This window comes from Microbispora amethystogenes, assembly GCF_016863015.1.
Lineage (GTDB): Bacteria > Actinomycetota > Actinomycetes > Streptosporangiales > Streptosporangiaceae > Microbispora > Microbispora amethystogenes.
On sequence record NZ_BOOB01000034.1, the window covers coordinates 115,186 to 135,400 of the forward strand.

Below are 20,215 nucleotides of genomic sequence, written 5' to 3' on the forward strand. Positions count from 1 at the left end.
CGCGGCTCCCGCGAAGAGAGGGTGGAGACAGACGGTGAACTCGACGCTGTTCGGGGAAGACCTGGAGGCCAAGCCGGCCGCGCTGGAGGCGCTGGCCCGGCAGCTGGACGCCGGTGACCCGTTCGAGGGGCTGGCACGACGGTTCGACCGGATGGTCTTCCTCGGCATGGGCAGCTCCCGCTATGCGGCGGGGGTGGCGGCCGGGCGGCTGCGGGCGGCCGGGGTGGACGCGGTCGCCGAGTACGCCTCCGCCGCGCGCGGCACCCCGCCCGGCCCACGGACGGCCGCCGTCGTCGTCTCGGCCTCGGGCGGCAGCCGGGAGACCCTCGACGCCCTGGCCCGGCACGCGGGCAGGTCGTTCGTCGTGGCGCTGACCAACCGGCCCGGCTCCCCGGTGACCGAGGGCGCCGACCTGGTCGTGCCGATGCTCGCGGGCGAGGAGCGGGGCGGCGTCGCCTGCCGGACCTTCCAGCACACGCTCGCCCTCCTGCTCACGCTCGCCGAGGGCTCCGTGGCCGTGGCGGGCCTCGTACGGCGGGCCGCGGAGGCCACCGCCGACCTCCTGGAACGGCGGCCGGAGTGGCTCGCGGACGCCGTGGCGCTGCTCGACGGGCCGCACGGCGTCTACACGATCGCCCCCGCCGAGCGGCTGTCGTCGGCCGAGCAGTCGGCGCTGATGTTCCGCGAGGGCCCGCGCCGCCAGGCCGACGCGTGCGAGACGGGCGACTGGGCGCACGTGGACGTCTACCTCACCAAGACCTGCGACTACCGGGCCGTCCTGTTCCCCGGCTCTCGGTACGACGACCAGGCGATGGAGTGGATCAGACAGCGTGGATCGCGGGTGCTCACGGTCGGCGGCGAGGCCGAGGGCCAGGCGGCGGCGGTGCGCTACCGGCACGACGACGACCCGGACGTGACCCTCCTCACCGAGACGCTGGTGCCCGAACTCGTCGCCGCGGCGCTCTGGCGCGGGACGGCCTGAGGGTCACCGTACGGACGACAGCGCGCCCGATCCCCCGGATTACATCCGGGAGGTGACGTTTTTGCTCCGGTGACAACCGCCCTTTCGGGTGAGACCTTGAGTCAGGGCGGATTCAAGGGGGCGTCATGAGGGCCTGGTCGGTACCGGGCTACCGGGAGGTGCGGGAGCTCGGCGCGGGCGGCGCCGGGCGGGTCGTGCTGGCGACCTACACGACCACCGGCGCCTACGTCGCGATCAAGTATCTGCGCGAGGAACTGCGCCGCGATCCGCGCTTCCTGGCCGGGTTCCGGCACGAGGCCCGGGTCATGGTGGAGCTGAACGACCCCAACGTCGTGCGCCTGTACGAGTACGTCGAGGCGCGTGACGGCGCGGCGATCGTCATGGAACTCGTCGACGGCGTCTCCCTGCGCAAGATCCTCGCCGAGCACGGCTCGACCAGTCCCGAGGCCGCACTGGTCGTGCTGAAGGGCTCGCTGGCGGGCCTGTCGGCCGCGCACGCCGCGGGCATCGTCCACCGGGACTACAAGCCGGAGAACGTGCTGGTCCAGGCCGACGGCGCGAGCAAGCTGTCGGACTTCGGCATCGCGACGCCGAGCGGGACGCCGGAGGCCCCGGCCGGCACACCGCCGTACATGGCGCCCGAGCAGTGGTACGGCGGGCCCGCAGGGCCGGCCACCGACGTCTACGCCGCCACCTGCGTGTTCTACGAGTGCCTGACCGGGCGCCGGCCATACCGCGCGCAGGACATGGCGGTGCTGCGCATGCTGCACCGCAGCGCGCCCGTCCCGGCCGGGGACGTGCCGGCCCCGGTGCGGACCCTGGTCGCGCGGGGCATGGCCAAGAACCCGGCCGACCGGCCGCCGACCGCCCGGGCCTTCGTCGCCGACCTGGAGACCGCGGCGACCTCGGCCTACGGCCCCGACTGGGAGCAGCGGGGCCGCCGTCACCTGGCGGAACTGGCCACCCTGCTCGCGCTGACGTTCCCCCTGGCCACTCCGGCGGTGCCGGTCGAGGTGTCCACGTCGCTCGCCCGGACCGTGCTCGCCGAACGGCTCACCCGCTTCGCCCCGCGCTTCGCCCTCGGCGCGGTCGTGCTGGCGGCCCTGGTGACCGCGGGGGTGGTCGCCGCCAACCGGCAGATGCCGGTCGCGCAGGGCACCCTGCTCACGCCGCCGCCGCACAGCCGTCCCGCCGTGCCGCCTCCGGACACGGCCGGACCGGTCCCAGCGGGCTCCACCACCGCCGACTCCACCACCGGGGACCCCACCACCGCGGATCCCACCACCGGAGGCTCCGCCACCGAGGACGCCGGCGGCGCGGCCGCAGGCGGCACGGACGGCGACACCGGCGGCGTCACCGGCGCGGGCGGGGGACCTGTCCCCTCCCACATGGGCGCGACGAGGTCTCCGAGCCATGGGCCGTCGTCCAGCCCCGCCCCGCCGCGGGTGACCGGCCTCGGCATCACGTCGTTCGACGGCCAGGCGGTGACGGTCGAGGTGCGGGCGAGCACGACCGGGCGGGTGCTGCTCACCGCGCGGTTCGCCTCCGGGCCGTCGCCCGCCGCGCTCGTCGCCGCTCCGCCGCAGACGATCGCGCTGCGGGGCGCGACCTCCTACCGGATGGGTTTCCAGCAGCCCTTCCCCTCCCCCGCGTGCGGGACGACCGTGCACCGCAGGGTCGAGGTGTCCACGGTCCCGGCCGCGCAGGAGGGCGACCGCACACGCGTGCAGACCAGGACCGTCACCGGCCCCCGGTGCCCCAAGCCGGACGCGTCTCCGCCAGTCCCCGGCAACAGCCCCGGCCCGCGCGAGAGCCCCGAACCGGCCGGAACCCCCGGCGTGCCCAGGACTCCGAAAGCGCCGACTCCCGCCCCGCCGAAGACTCCCGATCCCCCCAGGACACCCGATTCGCCCAGGACACCCGAACCGCAGCAGACTCCCGAAGCGCCGCAGAGTCCCGACAGGCCGCGCACTCCGGACACACCACAGAGCGCGCCTCAAAGCGCGCCGCAGAGTGCGTCACAGGACGCGCCGCAGGGTGAGTCGCAGGGTGTGACGCGGAGTCCCGTGCCGCCCGGAAGCGCGGCGCCGGCGGACCCCACACGGTCGGCTGGTTTTCGCCTGGACCGGTGAAATATTCACCGAGTGCCGCTCGCCGTTCCGGTCGGCCGCGCCGCCGACTGCCGCGAAGCGCCAGGTCAGCGCGGTGCGGCAGGCGCGGCGTGAGCACGGCGTAAGCAAGGCGGAGACTCCGCCGCGTTGACGCGTCCGGGTCCGCCCGGGTTGGCTCGCGCTCAGCGCACCAGGCCATCCTTCGCGGGATGTCGGCGATCCGAGATGTTAACGCTCACATAAGGCATCCGCGGCGCCTCCCGGAGCGGTGGCCCCCACCAGCGCGTACGCGCAGCAGCGGAGAAGCGTCACAACTCGGGAGAATGGGAAAAGCCTGTGCGACATGACAGCTCTTTTCGCCGGCGGTCGAGCCTGACGGCCGCCGCCGTCGCCGCGCTGCTGACAGCCGGCGCCGGGGTGGCCGGCGCCCACGTCGCGTCGGCGGCCGCGGTCGGATGCCAGGTCACCTACACGGTGACCAGCGAATGGCCGGGCGGCTTCGGCGCGAGCGTCGGCATCCAGAACCTGGGCGACCCCGTCAACGGCTGGCGGCTGACCTGGTCGTTCCCCGCCGGGCAGACCATCACCCAGCTGTGGAACGGCACCCACACCCAGTCGGGCTCCCAGGTCACGGTCACCAACGCCTCCTACAACGGCGCCATCCCCACCGGCGGCAGCGTCGCCTTCGGGTTCAACGGAAGCTTCAGCGGCTCGAACCCGAAGCCGGCGAGCTTCGCCCTGAACGGCGTGACCTGCACCGGCGGCGTCGCCTCCCCCAGTGCCACGCCTACTGCCACGCCCAGCCAGACTCCCAGCCAGTCCCCCTCGCAGAGCCCGAGCCCGACGCCGCCGCAGAGCCCGAGTCCCAGTCCCAGTCCCAGCCCCAGTCCCAGCCCCAGCCCCAGCCCCACGCCGAGTGCCACACCGCCGGACCGCCCGATGATCAACAACAACTTCGCGGTCACGCGTGAGGGGGCGTACGGCACCAACCGCTACACCGTGTTCCGCCCGTCGAACCCCTCGGCCGTCGGGCGCGCGATGCCCGTGCTGGTCTTCGGCAACGGGGCCTGCGCGCACACGAACGGGAGCGAGGTCGTCCAGGCGCTGACGTTCATCGCGGCCCGCGGGTTCGTCGTGGTGGACACGGCGTCGGTCGACGGCTCGCCGAACGGGGTGAACAGCGGGTCGCCGATCCCGTCGCTGCTGACCGACGCGATCGGCTGGGCCGAGCGGGAGAACGCCCGGAGCGGGTCGCCGCTCTACCAGCGGCTCGACCTCTCCAGGGTGGCCACCGCCGGGCACTCCTGCGGCGGGCTGGAGGCGCTGATCGCCGGGCAGGACCAGCGGGTCGACAGCGTCGTGTCGCTCGACAGCGGGTTGTTCGCCGACGGCTCGTTCGGTTACTCGCGCTCGGAGCTGTCCAAGCTGCACACACCGGTGATGTTCCTGGACGGCGGGCCCTCCGACATCGCCTACGACAACACCCGGGCCAACTACGACCTGGTCAGGGTGCCGGCCGTGCTGGCCGAGCAGGCGCAGGCCGGGCACACCGGGTTCATCTTCGGCGCGCAGATGACCGACGGCATGACCGCCGTGGTCCAGTTCCTGGACATGACCCTCAACGGCAACGCCACGGCCCGCTCGTACATCCTCGGCTCCTCGGGCCTGGCGGCGAAGGCCCAGTGGACGGTGCGCAGCAAGAACTTCTGACGCCCGCGCCCCCTCGCCGGGAACCGGCGAGGGGGTCAGGGACGCCGGGCGTGACGGCCGGCGTCCACGAGGAGGGGCTCCGTCCGCTCGGCGGGTGGAGCGTCCTCCTCGTGGCCCTCGACCGACAGGTTCGGCAGCAGGCGGTCGAGCCAGCGCGGGATCCACCAGTTGAGCCGGCCGAGCAGCACCATCGTGGCGGGCACGAGGAAGCCCCGGATCAGGGTGGCGTCGACCGCGATGGCCACGGCGAGCCCGACCCCGAACACCTTGACGAGGGGATCGGGATAGGCGATGAACGCGGTGAACACCGCCACCATGATCAGTGCCGCGGAGGTGATGACCCGGCCGGTCGACCCGAGCCCCTCGGCCACCGCGGCGCGGTTGTCCCCGCTGCGCGTGTAGGCCTGCCGTACGGAGGTCAGCAGGAAGACCTCGTAGTCCATCGACAGCCCGAACAGCACCGCGAACAGCATGAGCGGCACGTACGTGTCGATGGGCACGGAGAAGAACAGCGTGGCGAGATAGGACCCGTCGGCCGAGACCGGCGGGTCCATGCCGACCACACGGCTTCCGAGGCCCTGGGAGAACACCACGGCGAGCGCGCCGAAGGCGGCCCCCAGCGAGACGAGGTTCATCACCGCGGCCTTGACGGCGACCAGGGGCGCGCGGAAGGCCAGCAGCAGGAGCAGGGCGCTCAGCAGCACGACGACGCCGACGACCAGGGGGGTCCTGCTCATCATCCGGTCGCCCGCGTCGGCCATGCCGGCCACCTCGCCGCCGACGTGCAGGCGCGCCCCCGGCACCTGGACGGCCCGCACCCGCTTCACCACGTCGAGGGCCCGCGGGTCGCTCGGCGCGTAGTCGGGGACGACCTGGAACAGCACCGAGCGGCCGTCGTCGTTGACCATCGGCTCGGCGACGAACGCGACGCCCTCGATGTGCTCGATCCGCTGCCGCAGCACCTGGACGAGCGGGTCGGGCGGCGTGGAGTCCGCGATCCTCTCGTCCGTCTCGGCGACCGCGATGAGCCCGGCGTTGGCCCCCGTGCCGAAGCCTGCCTCGATCAGCTCGTACGCCCGCCGGGCCGACGTGCCCTTGTCGCCGTACCCGTCGTCGAGGGGGCCCAGCCGCATCGTGACGGCCGGGGCGGCGAGCGCCGCGAGCACGACGACGGTGACGGCGAGCACCCGCCAGGGGCGGCTCGCCACCCACAGCCCGAGCCTGGTCCAGCCCGTCGCCGGGCCGTCCCGGCGGGCGGCGCGCCCGAAGAACGGCAGCCGCAGCGCGTTGATCCGCTGACCGAGGATGCCGAGCAGCGCCGGGACCAGCGTGATCGAGGTGAGCACGGCGCACACGACCGAGACGCCGGTGATCCAGCCGAGCGTGGCCAGCAGCGGGAACCCGGCGAGCATCAGCGCGCTCAGGGCGATGACGACCGTGCCGCCCGCGAACAGCACGGCGCCGCCCGACGAGGCGGCCGTGCGCCGGACCGCCTCGTGCACCGCGACTCCCCGCGCCAGCAGCGCCCGGTGCCGGGACAGCAGGAACAGCGCGTAGTCGATGCCGACGCCGAGGCCGATCATCGTGGCCAGGATGGACGCCGTCGAGGGCACGTCCACGATGTGGCCGAGCAGCCCGATGATGCCGAGCCCGACGCCGATGCTGACGATCGCGGTGAAGATCGGCACGATCGCGGCGACGAGCGTGCCGAAGGCGAACAGCAGCACCAGCAGCGCGACGACGACCCCGATGACCTCGCTGACGCCGGTCTTGATCTGCTTGTCGGCGGGGGTGGAGCTGTCGGAGGGGACGACCTCGATGCCCGCGCGGGCCGCCGGAGCGGCGGCGGCGGCGAGCTGCTCGGAGGTCTGCGCGATCTTCGTGGTGTCCTGCCCCCGCAGGCGCACGGTGATGATCCCGATGCGCAGGCTCGGCGACATGCCGCCCACCCGGTACGGCGTCTCCACCTGGGCGACGTGCGGGGTCCGCCGCAGGGCGTCCATCGACCGCTCGACGGCCTTCTTGCGGGCCTTCTCGTTCAGCGTGCCCTTCGGGGTGTAGAGGACGAGCTGCACGGTCCCGCCCGGGTCGAACCCGGGGCCGAAGCCCTCGCGCATGAGCTCGTGCGCCCGCTGCGCGTCGGTGCCGGGGATCGCCACGTTGTTGTTGACCGGCCGGCCCCACACCACCGTGCCCGCGGTCAGCAGCCCCGCCGCGAGGACCCACAGCGCGAGCACGAGCAGGCCGTGCCGAGCGCACCATTCGCCGAGCCGCCCAAGAAGCCCGCTCATCGTCGACCGTCCGTCCCCGGGTAGCACGTCATGACGGCCGTACCGTACGGCCGTACAGTACGAGGGTAAACGCAGGAGATCGGCGGGCGGACGCCACCTTCGCCCTACCGTATCGTGGTGGTCCGGTTACTCACCGGCGATACCGGCGGCGCCGCGCCCCGGTCGCCCGGCGGCGGGGAGGCGATCACGAAGCTCGGAAAAGAACATTTCATCCGGCACGCCGGGCCCGGCCCCTCCCCCGTGACCCGCGTGCGGGCCGGGCCGCCCAGGTACGGCGTGGTGCGGCGCGGTCGGGCGTGGTGCGGACCGCCGGGCGTGTCCGCACCGGTGTCCCGGGAGATCCCGCCGTCACCGTCGCGGCGTTCGAATTCTGATATCCATATCCCCTTGCGATCACCGCCGGGGCGCGTCACATTTCGTGTGAACGTTCAACCTTTATGCCGCGTCCTAGGAAAGCCAGTGGACCCGATGTGAGGGGGTGACGGCCAGCCGTGGACGTACCGGCCGTCGGGGAGGGCCGCGCGGGCGCGCTCGGCCAGGTGGTCTCGGCCCTGTCGAGCACCCCCCGGACCGTCCTCATCGTCGGCGAGCCCGGAATCGGGAAGACCCGCCTGCTCGGCGAGGCGGCGGCGCGGCTGGAGGGCTTCCGCGTGCTGCGCGGCCAGGCGCGGGAACTGGACGGCGGACGGGCGTACGCCCCCCTGGTCGACGCCCTGGGCTCGCTGCGCGGCGAGGTGGCCGGCGTCCTGTCCGAGCTGCTGGAGTCGATCGACCAGGCGGCGCTCGGGGAGCCCGCGGCCGCGCCCGGCGCGATGGCCGCCCGGCTCCTGGAGTCGCTGCCCGGCCCCACCCTCCTCGCCATCGACGACATCCACCTCGCCGACGCCGACACGCTGGGCGTGCTGCGGGCCCTCCCGCACCGGCACGACTCCATCGCCATCCTCTGCACCGCGCGGCATCCGCCCGCGCTCGACGTGGACCTGTGCGTACGGCTCCAGCCGCTGACCATGCCCGAGGTGGCGGAACTGGTCACCGCGCTGCTCGGCCGCACGCCGAGCGACGCCGTCCTGCGGCGGATCCACGCGGCGAGCCGGGGCAACCCGTGGTTCGCCCAGGAGGCGGTGCTGACGCTGGTGCAGGGCGGCGCGGTGCGCTCGGCGGACCCGGGGGCCCGGCGCGGCGCGATCCTCAGCCGGCTGTTCCAGCGCGACCGGGGCGGCCGCGACCTCGCCCGCGTGCTGGCCGCGCTGTCGCGGACCCGGGAGACCGCGGACCAGGCGGCGCTCGCCGCGCTGGCCGGGTTGCGCCCGGAACAGGCCGAACGCGCCTTCGACGCCCTGGTCCGGGACGGCGTCGTCGCCCGGAGCGGCGACGGCTACGCCCTGGCCCACCCGCTGGTCGCCGAGGCGCTGTACGACGACCTCGGCCCCGCGGGGCGGCGGGAGGTGCATCGCCGCATCGCCGACATGCTCGAAGGCGACGGACTGACCGGCACCCGGCGGGTGCTGGAGTGGGCCACGCACATGGCCGAGGCCGGCCCGCCCGCGCGGGCCCTTCCGGCGGTGCTGCGGGCGGCCGACCTGACCCGCTGGACCGCGCCGCTGTCGGCCGCGCACTGGTACGGCAAGGCCGCGGAGCTGTCCCCCGAGCCGGGCGAGCTGCTGGCGAGGCAGGCCCTGGCCTACTGGAAGGGCTCGCGGCCCGCGCTCGCGCTCAACTCGGCCCAGCGCGCCCTCGCCGTGCTGCCCTCCGGGCGGCGCCGCACCCAGGCCGCGTACACCGCCGTCGGCGCGGCGCACGCCATGGGGTGGTACGAGGTGGCGCTCGACGTAGCCCGCCGCCAGATCCCGAAGGCCGACGACGCCTCGGCGCTGCTCGCCCAGCAGGCGCTGGTCAGCGCGGAACTGGGCCGCCCGAGCCGCGACATCGCCCGCCGCGCCTGGGAGAGCGTCGCCGACTGCCCGCCGCAGGACCGCGCGATCGCGGTGGGCTGCCTGGCGATCCACGCGCTGGTGCGGGGCGACTGGGCCGAGTGCCGGCGGGCGGTCGACGAGTTGCTCGCCTTCGCCGCCGCGCTGCCGCCCGGCGCCCGCCTCGCGGCCCTGGAGTCGGCGGCGCACGTGCTCGCGGCGGCCGGGCAGCGCGCCCGCGCCGCCGACGTGCTGGAGCAGGCCGAGCAGATCCACCGCGGGCTCGGCTGGCACGACATCGCCGGGCAGCACGTGCGGACCGTCGCGGTCATCCGGCGGCTCGGCGGCGACTGGGACCGCGCGCTCCAGGAGATCGCCGTCGCGGCCCGGGGGCTCGCCGAGGCGGGCCTGCTGGAGAACCTCGCCCTGCTGCGCAACATGGAGCTCGACATCCTGCTCGACCAGGGCCGGCTGGAGGAGGCCGACCGGGTCCTCGCCGAGCCGCCGCCCGGCTGCGCCATGCAGAACGGTCTGCGCTGCACGTTCCGCGCGCGCCTCGCGCACGCCCGGGGCGACCTCGCCGCGGCGCGGCGCGAGCTCGGCCGGGCGCTCGCCTGCGACGTGCCGGACGTGGTGCACCGGGCCCTCGCCGTACAGGTGTTCATCACGGGAGCGGCCGGTGACGACGCGGCCTGCCGGGCGGCCGCCGCCACGCTGGACGAGCGGTCGGCGAACGGCAGCCCCCGGACCCTGCTGGCCGCCGACCTGGCGGTGGGCTGGGCGTTCCGGAGGCCCGCCCGGGCGGGCGCGGCGCTGGAGCGGGCCCGCGCCGACGGCCTGCCGTTCGAGGAGGCCCGCGCCCGGTTGATCCTCGGCGCGCTGGGCGACACGGCGCAGCTCCCCCGCGCGCACGCCATCTTCACCCGGCTCGGCGCGGCTCCCTGGGCGGCGCTGTCCGAGCGCCGCCTGCGCGAGGCCGGGATGGTCCCCGAACCCGAGGGCCGCCTCACCCCCGGCGAGCGCCGCGTCATCGAACTGGTCGCGGGCGGCCTGAGCAACCCCGAGATCGCCGAGGAGCTGCACTACAGCCGCAAGACCGTGGAGGTGTACCTCACCCGGGTCTACGCCAAGACCGGGCTGCGGTCCCGCGTGGAGCTCGCCCTGGCCGTCGCACGCGGCGAGCTGTGAGCGGCCCCGTGGTCGCAGGCACGTCCCCCGCGGGGCCGCCGGCCGTGATCAGGCCGCGCGGGAAGTCGGTGGCGGGCGCGCTGAGAGCGGTGGCCTCGACGTTCGCCCGCAGGGCCTCGACCTTGGCCACGGCGTAGGAGTGGGCGTCCGAACCGAGCAACTGCCGCAGCGGGCCCTCCCCGGCCAGGACCCGCCCGATGATCGCGCGGGCGCCCATGACCGGGTCGCCGAGCCGGCTGCCCTGGAGCTTCAGGTGATCGAGGATCATCTCGCGGATGGCCGGGTAGTGCGCGGTCGTCTCCGCGGGCAGGACGAGGCTGTCCGTGGTGAGAAAATCGGTCCCGCCGACCTGCGCGAGCGCAGCCGTGAGTTCGCCCACTGCTGGGAGCAGCACCGCGTCCACCAGCGCACCCACGGCTCCAAACGCCTGCGGCACCCTATCGTCGGCGATCTGACCGTCGAGTACGAGACCCTCTCCCCGCCCGGAGACCCGGAGACGACGCTCTTCGTCTACACTGCCGAACCCGGCTCGTCCTCGAAACACGCCCTGGACCTTCTCGCGAGCAGGACCGCCGAGACCCCGGCGGTTCACGGCGGACATTAGGGATCTCCCTACTGGGCCTCGCGCGCGCGGAGGGCCAGGCTCTGGAGCATGGAGTCACCGATCCTTCGGTTCGCCGACGCGGTCTGGCGTGGTTCGGTGCGTCCCGAGGACGTGCCCGTCTCCGATCTGCGCCGGGACGGGGTGCAGGAGATCGCCTACGGCGTCGCGATGTGGCCCGCCTGCGGCAACGTCTACGTCGTCCGGGGCGAGGACGGGCTGGCTCTCTTCGACACCGGCGACGCCCGCGAGGCGTCGCCGTCCTACCGGGCCATCAGGAAGTGGTCGGCCGAGCCGCTCAAGTACGCGATCTTCTCCCGGGGCAGGGCCGACCGGCTGGCCGGGCTGGAGGAGTTCGACGCGGAACCCGGCCCGCGGCCCCTGGTGGTGGCGCAGGAAGGCCTGGTGCGCCGGCTCGCCCAACAGGGCAGGACGGCCGGCTACAACGCCACCGTCGACCTGCGGGAGCAGGGGTTCCCGCGGGTGGTGTGGCCGCTGCCGCACCGGCTGCCCGATCTGACCTACCGCGACCGGCTGTCGCTGTCGCTGGGCGACGTCACCTTCATGCTCACCCACGCCCACGGCGCCACGGACGACGCCACCTGGGCGTTCCTGCCGGAGCGCGGCGTGCTGCTGACCGGGGACCTGTTCGCCTGGACGGTGCCGGGCGCGGGCGACCCGCAGCGGGTCCAGGGCTATCCCGACGAGTGGGCGGTGGCCCTCCGCGCCATGGCCGCGCTCGACGCCGACCTGCTCCTCCCCGGCCGGGGCCTGCCGATCTGCGGCTCCGCCCGGGTGCGCAGGGCGCTCGCCGACACCGCCGACTACCTCGACAGCCTGGTGGAGCAGACGCTCGACCTGATGAACTCCGGCGCCCGGCTGGACGAGATCCTGCACGAGGTCAAGCCGCCGCCCGCGCTCGCCGCCCGCGTCTACCTGCGGGAGCACCACGACGAGCCCGAGTTCATCGTGCGCAACATCTGGCGGCTGCACGGCGGCTGGCACGACGGCAACCCGGCCAACCTCAAGCCCGCTCCGGACGCGGTGTTCGCCCGCGCGGTCGCCGAGCTGTCCGCGGGCGCCGCGTCGGTCGCGGGGCGCGCCGTCTCCGCGGCGGCCGACGGCGACCTGCGCCTCGCCTGCCAGCTCGCCGAGCTCGCCGCGCAGGCCGAGCCCGACGACCACCAGGTCCACGAGATCAGGGCCCTCGTGTACGCGCTGCGGGTGCAGCAGGAGCCCGGAACCATCGCCCGCGGCGTCTACGCCTGGGCCGCCGCCGAGTCACGCAGCAAGACCACCGGCCTGGACCTCCTCGACGTCTACCACGACGTGACGGAGGGCCGGGTCTGGTGGCTGCCGGTCGCCAACTGAGACCGGCGACCGGCACCGGAGACGTCGTCCGTCACGACGGCCGGCGGGCGCCTGGAGGGGAGCGCCCGCCGGCCCTGCCGGTAACCTTCCTGTCGTGCTCGAACAGATCACGGCGACGCGGTACGTCGCGCCGCTGCGAGGGCGGCTCGCTGCCCGGCGTCGTCGAGGCCGACGACCTCGGCACCTACGTCGTCAAGTTCCGCGGCGCGGGCCAGGGCAGGCGGGTGCTCGTCGCCGAGATCGTCTGCGCCGAGCTCGCCCGGCGGCTGGGCTTCGCCACGCCGGAGCTGAAGGTCGTCGACGTCGATCCCCAGCTCGGCGCCCGCGAGCCCGACGAGGAGATCCAGGACCTGCTCACCGCGAGCGCCGGGCACAACCTCGCGATCGACTTCCTGCCCGGCGCGCTGGGCTTCGACCCGCTCGCCTGGCGGCCCGACGCCGAGTTCGCCTCCCGGGTGCTGTGGTTCGACGCCTTCGTCCACAACGTGGACCGGAGCTGGCGCAACCCCAACCTGCTGGTGTGGCACGGCGGGGTCTGGCTGATCGACCACGGCGCGGCCCTGTGGTTCCACCACAACTGGCCGACGGCCGACCCCCGCCGCCGGTTCGACGGCCGTGACCACGTGCTCGCGCCGTTCGCGACCCGGCTCGGCGAGGCCGACGCCGACCTCGCCGGGCGCGTCACCCGTACGCTGCTCGACGAGGTGACCGCGCTGGTGCCGGACGAGTGGCTGGAGGACGAGCCGGGCTTCGCGGACGCGGAGGCCGTACGGCAGGCCTATGCCGAGCACCTGCTCGCCCGGGCCGCCGGGCCGCGTGACTGGCTGCCGGACCCGGGCGAGGCACCCGCCCCGCGCGACGAGCGGGGCGCGACGATCGGCGGCTTCTGGCGGGCCGCGCGGGAGGCCGGGCGATGAGCGGGCGGGACGTCTACGAGTACGCGGTGATCCGCGTGGTGCCGAGCGTCGAGCGGGGCGAGCTGGTCAACGCGGGGGTCATCCTCTACTGCCAGCCACGCGGCTATCTGTGCGCGCGGGCCGAGCTGGACGAGCCACGGCTGCTCGCGCTGGGCGCGCCGGTCGACCTCCCGGGCGTACGGCTGGCCCTGGCGGCGTACGAGCGGGCCTGCGGCGAGGAGGCGGGACCGCTGTGCGGGGAGCCGCTCGGCGCGCGCTTCCGCTGGCTCACCGCGCCGCGCAGCACGGTCGTGCAGACCGGGCCGGTGCACGCCGGGCTGACCGGCGATCCGGCCGCCGAGCTGGAGCACCTGCTCACCCGGCTGGTCAGGCCGCCGGCCGCGGTCAGAACAGCACAGATCAGAACAGCACGGACATGAACGAGTCGACCTCCTGGAAGCCCACCCTGCGGTAGACGGCCCTGGCCGGGAGGTTGAAGTCGTTCACGTAGAGGGTGACGACCGGGGCGAAGTACTTCAGCGCCTGCTCCACCACCGCGGCCATGCCCGCCACGGCGTGGCCCCGGCCGCGCAGGTCCGGGTGGACCCACACGCCCTGGATCTGGCAGGCGTGGGGGGTGACCGCGCCGATCTCCGCCTTGAAGACCACCTGGCCGTCGTCGATCCGGGCGTACGACCGCCCGATGCGGATGAGCTCGGCGACCCTCGACCGGTAGAGCGCGCCGCCGTCGCCGTTGTCCGGCGAGACGCCCACCTCCTCGGTGAACATCGCGACGCACGCGGGCAGCAGGATGCCGAACTCCTCGGGGCGGACCCGCCGGACGAGCGGGTCCGGCTCGACGGCGGGCGCGGAGCTCGTGGCCATGACCGGCTGGGCCGACCGGATCGCCCGGGCTCTGCCCCAGTGGGGTTCGAGCCGCTCCCAGAGCTGTTCGACGGCGGCGGCCGGGCCGACGATGGACGAGCAGCGGCGGCCCTGCCTGCGGGCCCGGTCGGCGAAGGCGTGCACGGCCTCACGGGTGGCGTGGACGGGCACCAGGTTGGCCCCCGCGTAACAGAGGGACACCAGCCCGCCGCGCGGGCCGTATCCCCACATCTGGCCGCCCAGCCGCGAGGGGCTGAGGCCGACGGCCCTGACCCTGGCCGCTACGAACACGTTGGCGACCGGATCGGTGTCGAGGAGCGCCAGCACCTCGTCCCGATCGCCGTCGTCGAGCACGCGCGACGCCGATGTGCGCAGCATCACGGGCCCAGCCTACGCGAACGGTTCACGTTTGGGATGTATCGGCCCGCGCGGGCCTCACCGCCGTACGGCGGATTCGTGCGCGGCCGCGCCGGGCGCCGCCGCCAGGTTCACGGGCGCCGCCCGCGGCGACGGGTCGGCCGGGCAGCTCGCGCCGGCTCCCCGCGCGCCCCTGCGCTGCGGCGGCGCCGACGCGTCCCGCAGGTAGGCGGCGAGATAGCGGTCCACGCACGCGTTCCCGGCGAGGGACACGCCGTGGTTGCCCCCGGCCGAGGTAACGAGCCGCGCGGTCGGGAACCGGCGGCGCATCCGCAGCGCCCCGTCGTACGGCGTGGCGGCGTCGCGCTGGGCCTGGATCAGCAGGATCGGCGGCAGCTGCGCGCTGCCCGCCACCTTGACCGGCGTGCCGCCCTTCTCCGGCCAGAAGGCGCACGGCGCGTTGTAGACGGCGTTGGGCCAGGCCATGAACGGCGCCTCCGCGTGGAGCCGCCGCGTGTCGTCGTGCCAGCGGGCCCATGACCGGGGCCAGGGCGCGTCCCGGCACTCCACCCCGAGGTAGACGGCGTAGGCGTTCTCCTTCTCGGCGTCGATCTCGGCCTCGCTGTGGAAGAGCTTCACCAGGATCGAGGGGTCTCCCCGGTGGACGTAGGCCGAGAAGGCGGCCCCGAGGTACGGCCAGAGCCGGTCGGTGTAGGCGCCGTTGGAGAACACGTCGTCGAGCTCGCTCGGGCCGACCAGGCCGCCCGCCGGGCGGTCCCGCAGGCGGGCGCGCATGGCGTACCAGGCGTAGGAGACCGCGGCCTCGCTCGCGCCCAGCCGGTAGACGTCGTCGTGCCCGGCCAGCCAGGCGAGGAAGTCGCGGTGGCGCCGGTCGAAGCTGCGGTCCTGGGCGATGTTCGCGCCGTACCAGACGCCCTCGGGGTCGACCACGCTGTCCAGCACGAGCCGGCGCACCCGCCGGGGGAACAGGGTGGCGTAGACCGCGCCCAGATAGGTGCCGTACGAGTAGCCCAGGTAGCTGATCTTGTCCTCGCCGAGGGCCGCCCGGATCGCGTCCATGTCCCGCGCGTTGTTCTCGCTGGTCAGGTAGGGCAGGAACCAGGCCCAGCGGTTGCCGCACCCCTCGGCGTACTGCCGGGCCCGGTCCGCCAGCACATGCTCGTCGGCGTCTCCGCGCGGCACGTTGTCGGGGCGGGGCGCGGCGAAGAACCGTGCCGGGTCGACGCACGACAGCGCGGGCCTGCTCGGGGCCACCCCGCGCGGGGCGAAGCCGACGACGTCGAACCGCGCGGCGACGTCGGCGGGCAGCCGGGCCGCGACGTATCCCGCCAGGCTGAGGCCCTCGCCGCCCGGGCCGCCCGGGTTGACCAGCAGCACGCCGAGGTGGTTGGCGTCGCGCGAGACCGTGCCCCTGAAGCGGTTGAGCGCCAGCGAGATCCGCTGGCCGTACGGCTCGGAGTAGTCGAGCGGGACGTCGAGCGTGGCGCACTCTTTCACCGGCTCCCGCCGCACCGTGCGGGGGGCGGCGGAGCCCGGCAGGCCGCCGGAGGACGTGTCGCCCTGAAGGTCCTGGGAGGGGCCCTCTGAGGGACAGGGCCGCCACTCCAGGGGCCGCTGCGGCGGCCCCCAGGGGCGTCTCCGGGACGTCGCCGGGGTCCACGGCGCCGTCCGGTCCCCGGCCCGCGCCCCACTCGAAGGCCCCACCGGGCTCCACGACGCCGCACCCCGAGCCTCCGCACCCTGGGCCTCCGCGCCCTGGGCCCCGGCCTCTCCGGATGCCGCCGCCCCTCCCGGTACGGCGAGCCCGGCGACCAGAGCCGCCACGCCCGCGACCACACCAACGACCCGCTTCACCGGCAACGCTCCTCTGCTCCTGTACGGCAGAGGCCAGCCTCGCGGTGTGATCACGGCGCTACGCCCGGTACTACCCGGTCATTGCCATTGTGTAGTCAGAGTATTGCTTGTTGTAACGAGCCGACCCTGTCGAGCCGACCCTGTGATCAGCGGACGACGACCTCGGGGCCGCCGGCCTCGTCGTCGTCGAGGTCCACCTCGACGCCCATCTCCTCGGCCAGACGCAGGGCCTCCTCGATGAGGGTCTCCACGATCTGCGACTCCGGCACGGTCTTGATGACCTCGCCCCTGACGAAGATCTGCCCCTTGCCGTTGCCCGAGGCGACGCCGAGGTCGGCCTCCCTGGCCTCGCCGGGTCCGTTGACCACGCAGCCCATCACGGCCACGCGCAGCGGCACCTTGAGCCCGGCCAGCCCGGCCTGGACCTGCTCGGCGAGGGTGTAGACGTCGACCTGGGCGCGTCCGCAGGACGGGCAGGAGACGATCTCCAGGCCGCGCTCGCGCAGGCCCAGCGACTCCAGGATCTGGGCGCCGACCTTGACCTCCTCCACCGGGGGCGCCGACAGCGAGACCCGGATAGTGTCGCCGATGCCCTCGGCCAGCAGCGCGCCGAAGGCCACCGCCGACTTGATCGTGCCCTGGAAGGCCGGTCCCGCCTCGGTGACGCCCAGGTGCAGCGGGTAGTCGCACCGCTCGGCCAGCAGCCGGTAGGCCTGGATCATCACGACGGGGTCGTTGTGCTTGACGGAGATCTTGATGTCGCGGAAGCCGTGCTCCTCGAACAGCGAGCACTCCCACAGCGCCGACTCCACCAGCGCCTCAGGGGTGGCCTTGCCGTATTTGGCCAGCAGGCGCGGGTCGAGGGACCCGGCGTTCACGCCGATCCTGATCGGCACGCCGGCGTCGGAGGCGGCGCGGGCGATCTCGCCGACCTTGTCGTCGAACTTCTTGATGTTGCCCGGGTTGACCCGCACCGCCGCGCAGCCCGCCTCGATGGCGGCGAAGACGTACTTCGGCTGGAAGTGGATGTCGGCGATGACGGGGATCTGCGACTTCCTGGCGATCGCCGGCAGCGCGTCGGCGTCGTCCTGGGACGGCACCGCGACGCGGACGATCTGACAGCCGGCCGCGGTGAGCTCGGCGATCTGCTGGAGCGTGGAGTTGACGTCGGCGGTCAGCGTGGTGGTCATGGACTGCACCGAGACCGGCGCGTCCCCGCCGACGGGGACCGACCCGACCATGATCTGACGCGACACCCGCCGTGTGGCGATGGGCCGGTTCCGCACGGCGGGGATACCGAGATCAACAGACATTTCTGCACCTTGTGTGATAGGCGATGCCCGGTGGGGGGCCCTCCCAGTCTAAGGAGTGCCGCGAGGGCGGGTGGCCCGAAACCTTTTCACGACGAATGAAGGTTTCATGACTCGCGAGCGATGAAAACGGTCCCACCTGCGTGGACGAGCGCCGCCGCGTCCGCCGGGGTGGGCGGTGGCACAAGGCCGACCTACAGTCCGATCAGCGCGAGTGCTCTCGCACCACCACCATCAGGTCGGTTAGTCAGAGGCTGTCCCCCGGGGCCGACGTGCTCGCGCCGTCGGCGGTGCCGTGCTGCACCACGAGTGCGGCAGCCATGACCACGCGAAAGGGTAGCCCGTGGGAAGACCACGAAGAACACCAACGAAGGCGACGATCGGCGTGATCGTGGCCGCGCTGTCCGCCCTCGTCTCCGCCGTCGTCCTCGCCTCGCCGGCGAACGCGCACGGCGCCCCGATGACGCCCGGCAGCCGCACCTACCTGTGCTGGAAGGACGGCACCACCTCGAGCGGCGCCATCCAGCCGAAGAACCCGGCCTGCGCGGCCGCGGTCGCCAAGGGCGGGACCAACGCGCTGTACAACTGGTTCGCCGTGCTGCGTTCGGACGGCGCGGGCCGGATGTCCGGCTTCATCCCGGACGGGCAGCTGTGCAGCGGCGGCGCGATCGTCTACGACTTCAGCGGTTTCGACCTGGCCCGCGACGACTGGCCGGTCACCCACCTGACGTCCGGGGCGACCATCCAGTTCAAGTACAACAAGTGGGCGGCGCACCCCGGCACGTTCCGGTCGTACATCACCAAGGACTCCTGGAGCCCGACCCGCGCGCTGGCGTGGAGCGACCTGGAGTCGACGCCGTTCGACAGCGTCACCAACCCGCCGAGCGTCGGCTCCGTGGGCACCGAGGACGGCCACTACTACTGGGACGCCCGCCTGCCCTCGGGTAAGAGCGGCCGCCACATCATCTACACCGTGTGGCAGCGCTCGGACAGCAACGAGACGTTCTACAGCTGCTCCGACGTCGTCTTCGACGGCGGCAACGGCGAGGTGACCGGCGTCGGCCAGACCGGCACCAGCACCCCGACCCCGCCCGTCTCCCCGTCGGCCTCGCCCAGCATCACGCCCAAGAACTCGCCGAGCCCGCCGGTGAGCCCGTCCTCGTCCCCGTCGAGCGGCCCCGGCGGCTGCTCGGCGACGTACAAGGTCGTCAGCTCGTGGGGCGGCGGCTTCCAGGGTGAGGTGAGCGTCAAGGCCGGCTCCTCGTCCATCGGCGGGTGGACCGTCAAGTGGACACAGCCGAGCGGTGGCACGATCACCCAGGTCTGGAACGGCACGCTGAGCCAGTCCGGCAGCAACATCAGCGTGCAGAACGTGAACTACAACGGCAGCCTCGGCGCCGGCGCCTCGACCACCTTCGGCTTCCTGGCCAACGGAACGAGCAGCGGCACCCCGTCGCTGACCTGCTCGGCGGCCTGACCCGCCCGGCTGTGGCGCGGCCCGCCTGACCCGGGACGCGCCACAGTTCCAGCGGTGGTCTCAGCGTGTCAGCTCGGCCGCCCGCGCCCTCGCCCACGCGTCGGCGTCGAGGACCTCCTCGACGGACGACGCGGGGCCGGGGTCGTGGGCGGCCACCACGCGTTCCACGGTGTCCACGATGCCGGGGAACGGCAGGGCGCCCTTCAGGAACGCCTCCACGCACACCTCGTTCGCGGCGTTGTAGACCGCCGGGGCCGTGCCGCCCAGTGTGCCCACGTGCCGGGCCAGCGCGACGGCGGGGAACGCCTCGTCGTCGAGCGGCTCGAAGGTCCAGGTGCTGGCGGTGGACCAGTCGACCGGCCGGGCCGCTCCGGGCACCCGCTCGGGATAGGCCAGCGCGAGCGAGATCGGCAGCCGCATGTCGGGCGGGCTCGCCTGCGCGACCGTCGAGCCGTCCACGAACTCCACCATCGAGTGGATGATCGACTGCGGGTGGACCACCACCTCGATCCGGTCGAAGCCGATGTCGAACAGCAGGTGGGCCTCGATCACCTCCAGGCCCTTGTTGACCAGGGTCGCCGAGTTCACGGTGATGACCGGGCCCATGGACCACGTCGGGTGGTTCAGCGCCATCTCGGGCGTCACGTCCGTCAGCTCGGCCCGCCTTTTGCCCCGGAAGGGGCCGCCGCTCGCCGTCACGACCAGCCGCCGTACGGCCGCCGGAGCGGCCCCGCCGGGACCGGCCGCCCACAGGCACTGGGCGAGCGCGGAGTGCTCGGAGTCGACCGGGATCAGCCGCCCCGGCCCGGCCAGCCGCTTGACCAGCGGACCCCCCACGATCAGCGACTCCTTGTTGGCCAGCGCGAGCACCCGGCCCGCCTCCAGCGCCGCGAGGGTGGAGGTGAGCCCCAGCGCCCCGGTGATGCCGTTCAGCACGACGTCGCAGGGCGACGCGGCGACCTCCGCCACCCCCTCCGGGCCCGCCAGCACCCGGGGCCGCGCCCCGGCGGCGGCGAGCGCCTCCCGCAGCGCGGGCACGGCCGCGGGGTCGGCGACGGCCACCGTCTCCGCCCCCGTCTCGGCCGCCTGCCGCGCGAGCAGGTCGGCCCGCCCGCCGCCCGCCGCGAGAGCGGTCACCCGGAACCGTCCGGACGCGTGGGCGACGACGTCGAGGGCCTGGGTGCCGATGGAGCCGGTAGAGCCCAGCACGACGACTGACCGGGGCTGCGGCGGGGATTGGGAGCTCATCCC

14 protein-coding genes and 1 pseudogene are annotated in these 20,215 nt (G+C 74.0%); 9 read left to right on the forward strand and 6 right to left on the reverse strand.

Annotated features, from left to right (window positions below; translation table 11 throughout):
* Nucleotides 1–34 precede the first annotated feature (34 nt).
* The 3 genes from Mam01_RS22000 (at nt 35) to Mam01_RS22010 (ending at nt 4,803) form a co-directional block, all read left to right on the forward strand.
* Complete coding sequence (locus tag Mam01_RS22000; RefSeq protein ID WP_204287114.1) at nt 35–982, forward strand: SIS domain-containing protein; 948 nt, start codon at nt 35–37, stop codon at nt 980–982.
* A 125-nt stretch (nt 983–1,107) separates the two neighbouring features.
* On the forward strand, nt 1,108–3,114 hold the full coding sequence (locus Mam01_RS22005) for a serine/threonine-protein kinase (RefSeq protein WP_204287115.1): 2,007 nt from the start codon (nt 1,108–1,110) through the stop codon (nt 3,112–3,114).
* Nucleotides 3,115–3,429: 315 nt separating this feature from the next.
* The gene (locus Mam01_RS22010; protein ID WP_239101510.1) at nt 3,430–4,803 is read left to right on the forward strand and encodes a cellulose binding domain-containing protein; all 1,374 of its coding nucleotides are present in this window, start codon (nt 3,430–3,432) and stop codon (nt 4,801–4,803) included.
* A gap of 35 nt (nt 4,804–4,838) precedes the next feature.
* On the opposite strand, the gene Mam01_RS22015 is transcribed toward Mam01_RS22010, so the two are convergent.
* Entirely contained in the window at nt 4,839–7,094 is a 2,256-nt protein-coding gene (locus Mam01_RS22015; protein WP_204287116.1) for an MMPL family transporter, read from the reverse strand.
* Between the two features lie 491 nt (nt 7,095–7,585).
* On the opposite strand from Mam01_RS22015, the gene Mam01_RS22020 reads away from it, so the two are divergent.
* On the forward strand, nt 7,586–10,192 hold the full coding sequence (locus tag Mam01_RS22020; RefSeq protein WP_204287117.1) for a helix-turn-helix transcriptional regulator: 2,607 nt from the start codon (nt 7,586–7,588) through the stop codon (nt 10,190–10,192).
* On the opposite strand, the gene Mam01_RS36835 is transcribed toward Mam01_RS22020, so the two are convergent.
* On the reverse strand, nt 10,116–10,607 hold the full coding sequence (locus tag Mam01_RS36835) for a Rossmann-fold NAD(P)-binding domain-containing protein (RefSeq protein WP_239101518.1): 492 nt from the start codon (nt 10,605–10,607) through the stop codon (nt 10,116–10,118). The genes Mam01_RS22020 and Mam01_RS36835 overlap by 77 nt on opposite strands.
* On the opposite strand from Mam01_RS36835, the gene Mam01_RS22025 reads away from it, so the two are divergent.
* The 4 genes and pseudogenes from Mam01_RS22025 (at nt 10,542) to Mam01_RS22040 (ending at nt 13,500) form a co-directional block, all read left to right on the forward strand.
* Complete coding sequence (locus Mam01_RS22025) at nt 10,542–10,796, forward strand: MmyB family transcriptional regulator (RefSeq protein ID WP_239101517.1); 255 nt, start codon at nt 10,542–10,544, stop codon at nt 10,794–10,796. The two genes, Mam01_RS36835 and Mam01_RS22025, sit on opposite strands and share 66 nt — an antisense overlap.
* Before the next feature lie 48 nt (nt 10,797–10,844).
* On the forward strand, nt 10,845–12,164 hold the full coding sequence (locus tag Mam01_RS22030) for an alkyl sulfatase dimerization domain-containing protein (RefSeq protein WP_204287118.1): 1,320 nt from the start codon (nt 10,845–10,847) through the stop codon (nt 12,162–12,164).
* A 94-nt stretch (nt 12,165–12,258) separates the two neighbouring features.
* Nucleotides 12,259–13,081, forward strand: a pseudogene (locus Mam01_RS22035) (HipA family kinase).
* Nucleotides 13,078–13,500: a DUF3037 domain-containing protein gene (locus tag Mam01_RS22040; RefSeq protein WP_204287119.1), complete on the forward strand. Its 423-nt coding sequence runs from the start codon at nt 13,078–13,080 to the stop codon at nt 13,498–13,500. The pseudogene Mam01_RS22035 and the gene Mam01_RS22040 overlap by 4 nt, the downstream one beginning before the upstream one ends.
* On the opposite strand, the gene Mam01_RS22045 is transcribed toward Mam01_RS22040, so the two are convergent.
* The 3 genes from Mam01_RS22045 to ispG all read right to left on the reverse strand — a co-directional run bounded on the left by Mam01_RS22045 (nt 13,481) and on the right by ispG (nt 17,490).
* The gene (locus tag Mam01_RS22045; protein ID WP_150937118.1) at nt 13,481–14,323 is read right to left on the reverse strand and encodes a GNAT family N-acetyltransferase; all 843 of its coding nucleotides are present in this window, start codon (nt 14,321–14,323) and stop codon (nt 13,481–13,483) included. The two genes, Mam01_RS22040 and Mam01_RS22045, sit on opposite strands and share 20 nt — an antisense overlap.
* Nucleotides 14,324–14,380: 57 nt before the next feature.
* On the reverse strand, nt 14,381–16,177 hold the full coding sequence (locus Mam01_RS22050) for an alpha/beta hydrolase (RefSeq protein ID WP_239101511.1): 1,797 nt from the start codon (nt 16,175–16,177) through the stop codon (nt 14,381–14,383).
* A 146-nt stretch (nt 16,178–16,323) separates the two neighbouring features.
* Nucleotides 16,324–17,490 carry a flavodoxin-dependent (E)-4-hydroxy-3-methylbut-2-enyl-diphosphate synthase gene (gene ispG, locus Mam01_RS22055; RefSeq protein ID WP_204287120.1) on the reverse strand — a complete coding sequence of 389 codons (1,167 nt, stop codon included), beginning with the start codon at nt 17,488–17,490 and terminating at the stop codon, nt 16,324–16,326.
* Between the two features lie 340 nt (nt 17,491–17,830).
* On the opposite strand from ispG, the gene Mam01_RS22060 reads away from it, so the two are divergent.
* Nucleotides 17,831–18,964 (forward strand): lytic polysaccharide monooxygenase auxiliary activity family 9 protein, encoded by a 1,134-nt coding sequence (locus Mam01_RS22060; protein WP_239101512.1) that lies wholly within the window; start codon nt 17,831–17,833, stop codon nt 18,962–18,964.
* Nucleotides 18,965–19,024: 60 nt separating this feature from the next.
* Here the strand turns inward: Mam01_RS22060 and dxr are convergent, their stop codons facing one another.
* Entirely contained in the window at nt 19,025–20,212 is a 1,188-nt protein-coding gene (dxr, locus tag Mam01_RS22065) for a 1-deoxy-D-xylulose-5-phosphate reductoisomerase (RefSeq protein WP_204287121.1), read from the reverse strand.
* Nucleotides 20,213–20,215: the final 3 nt, after the last annotated feature.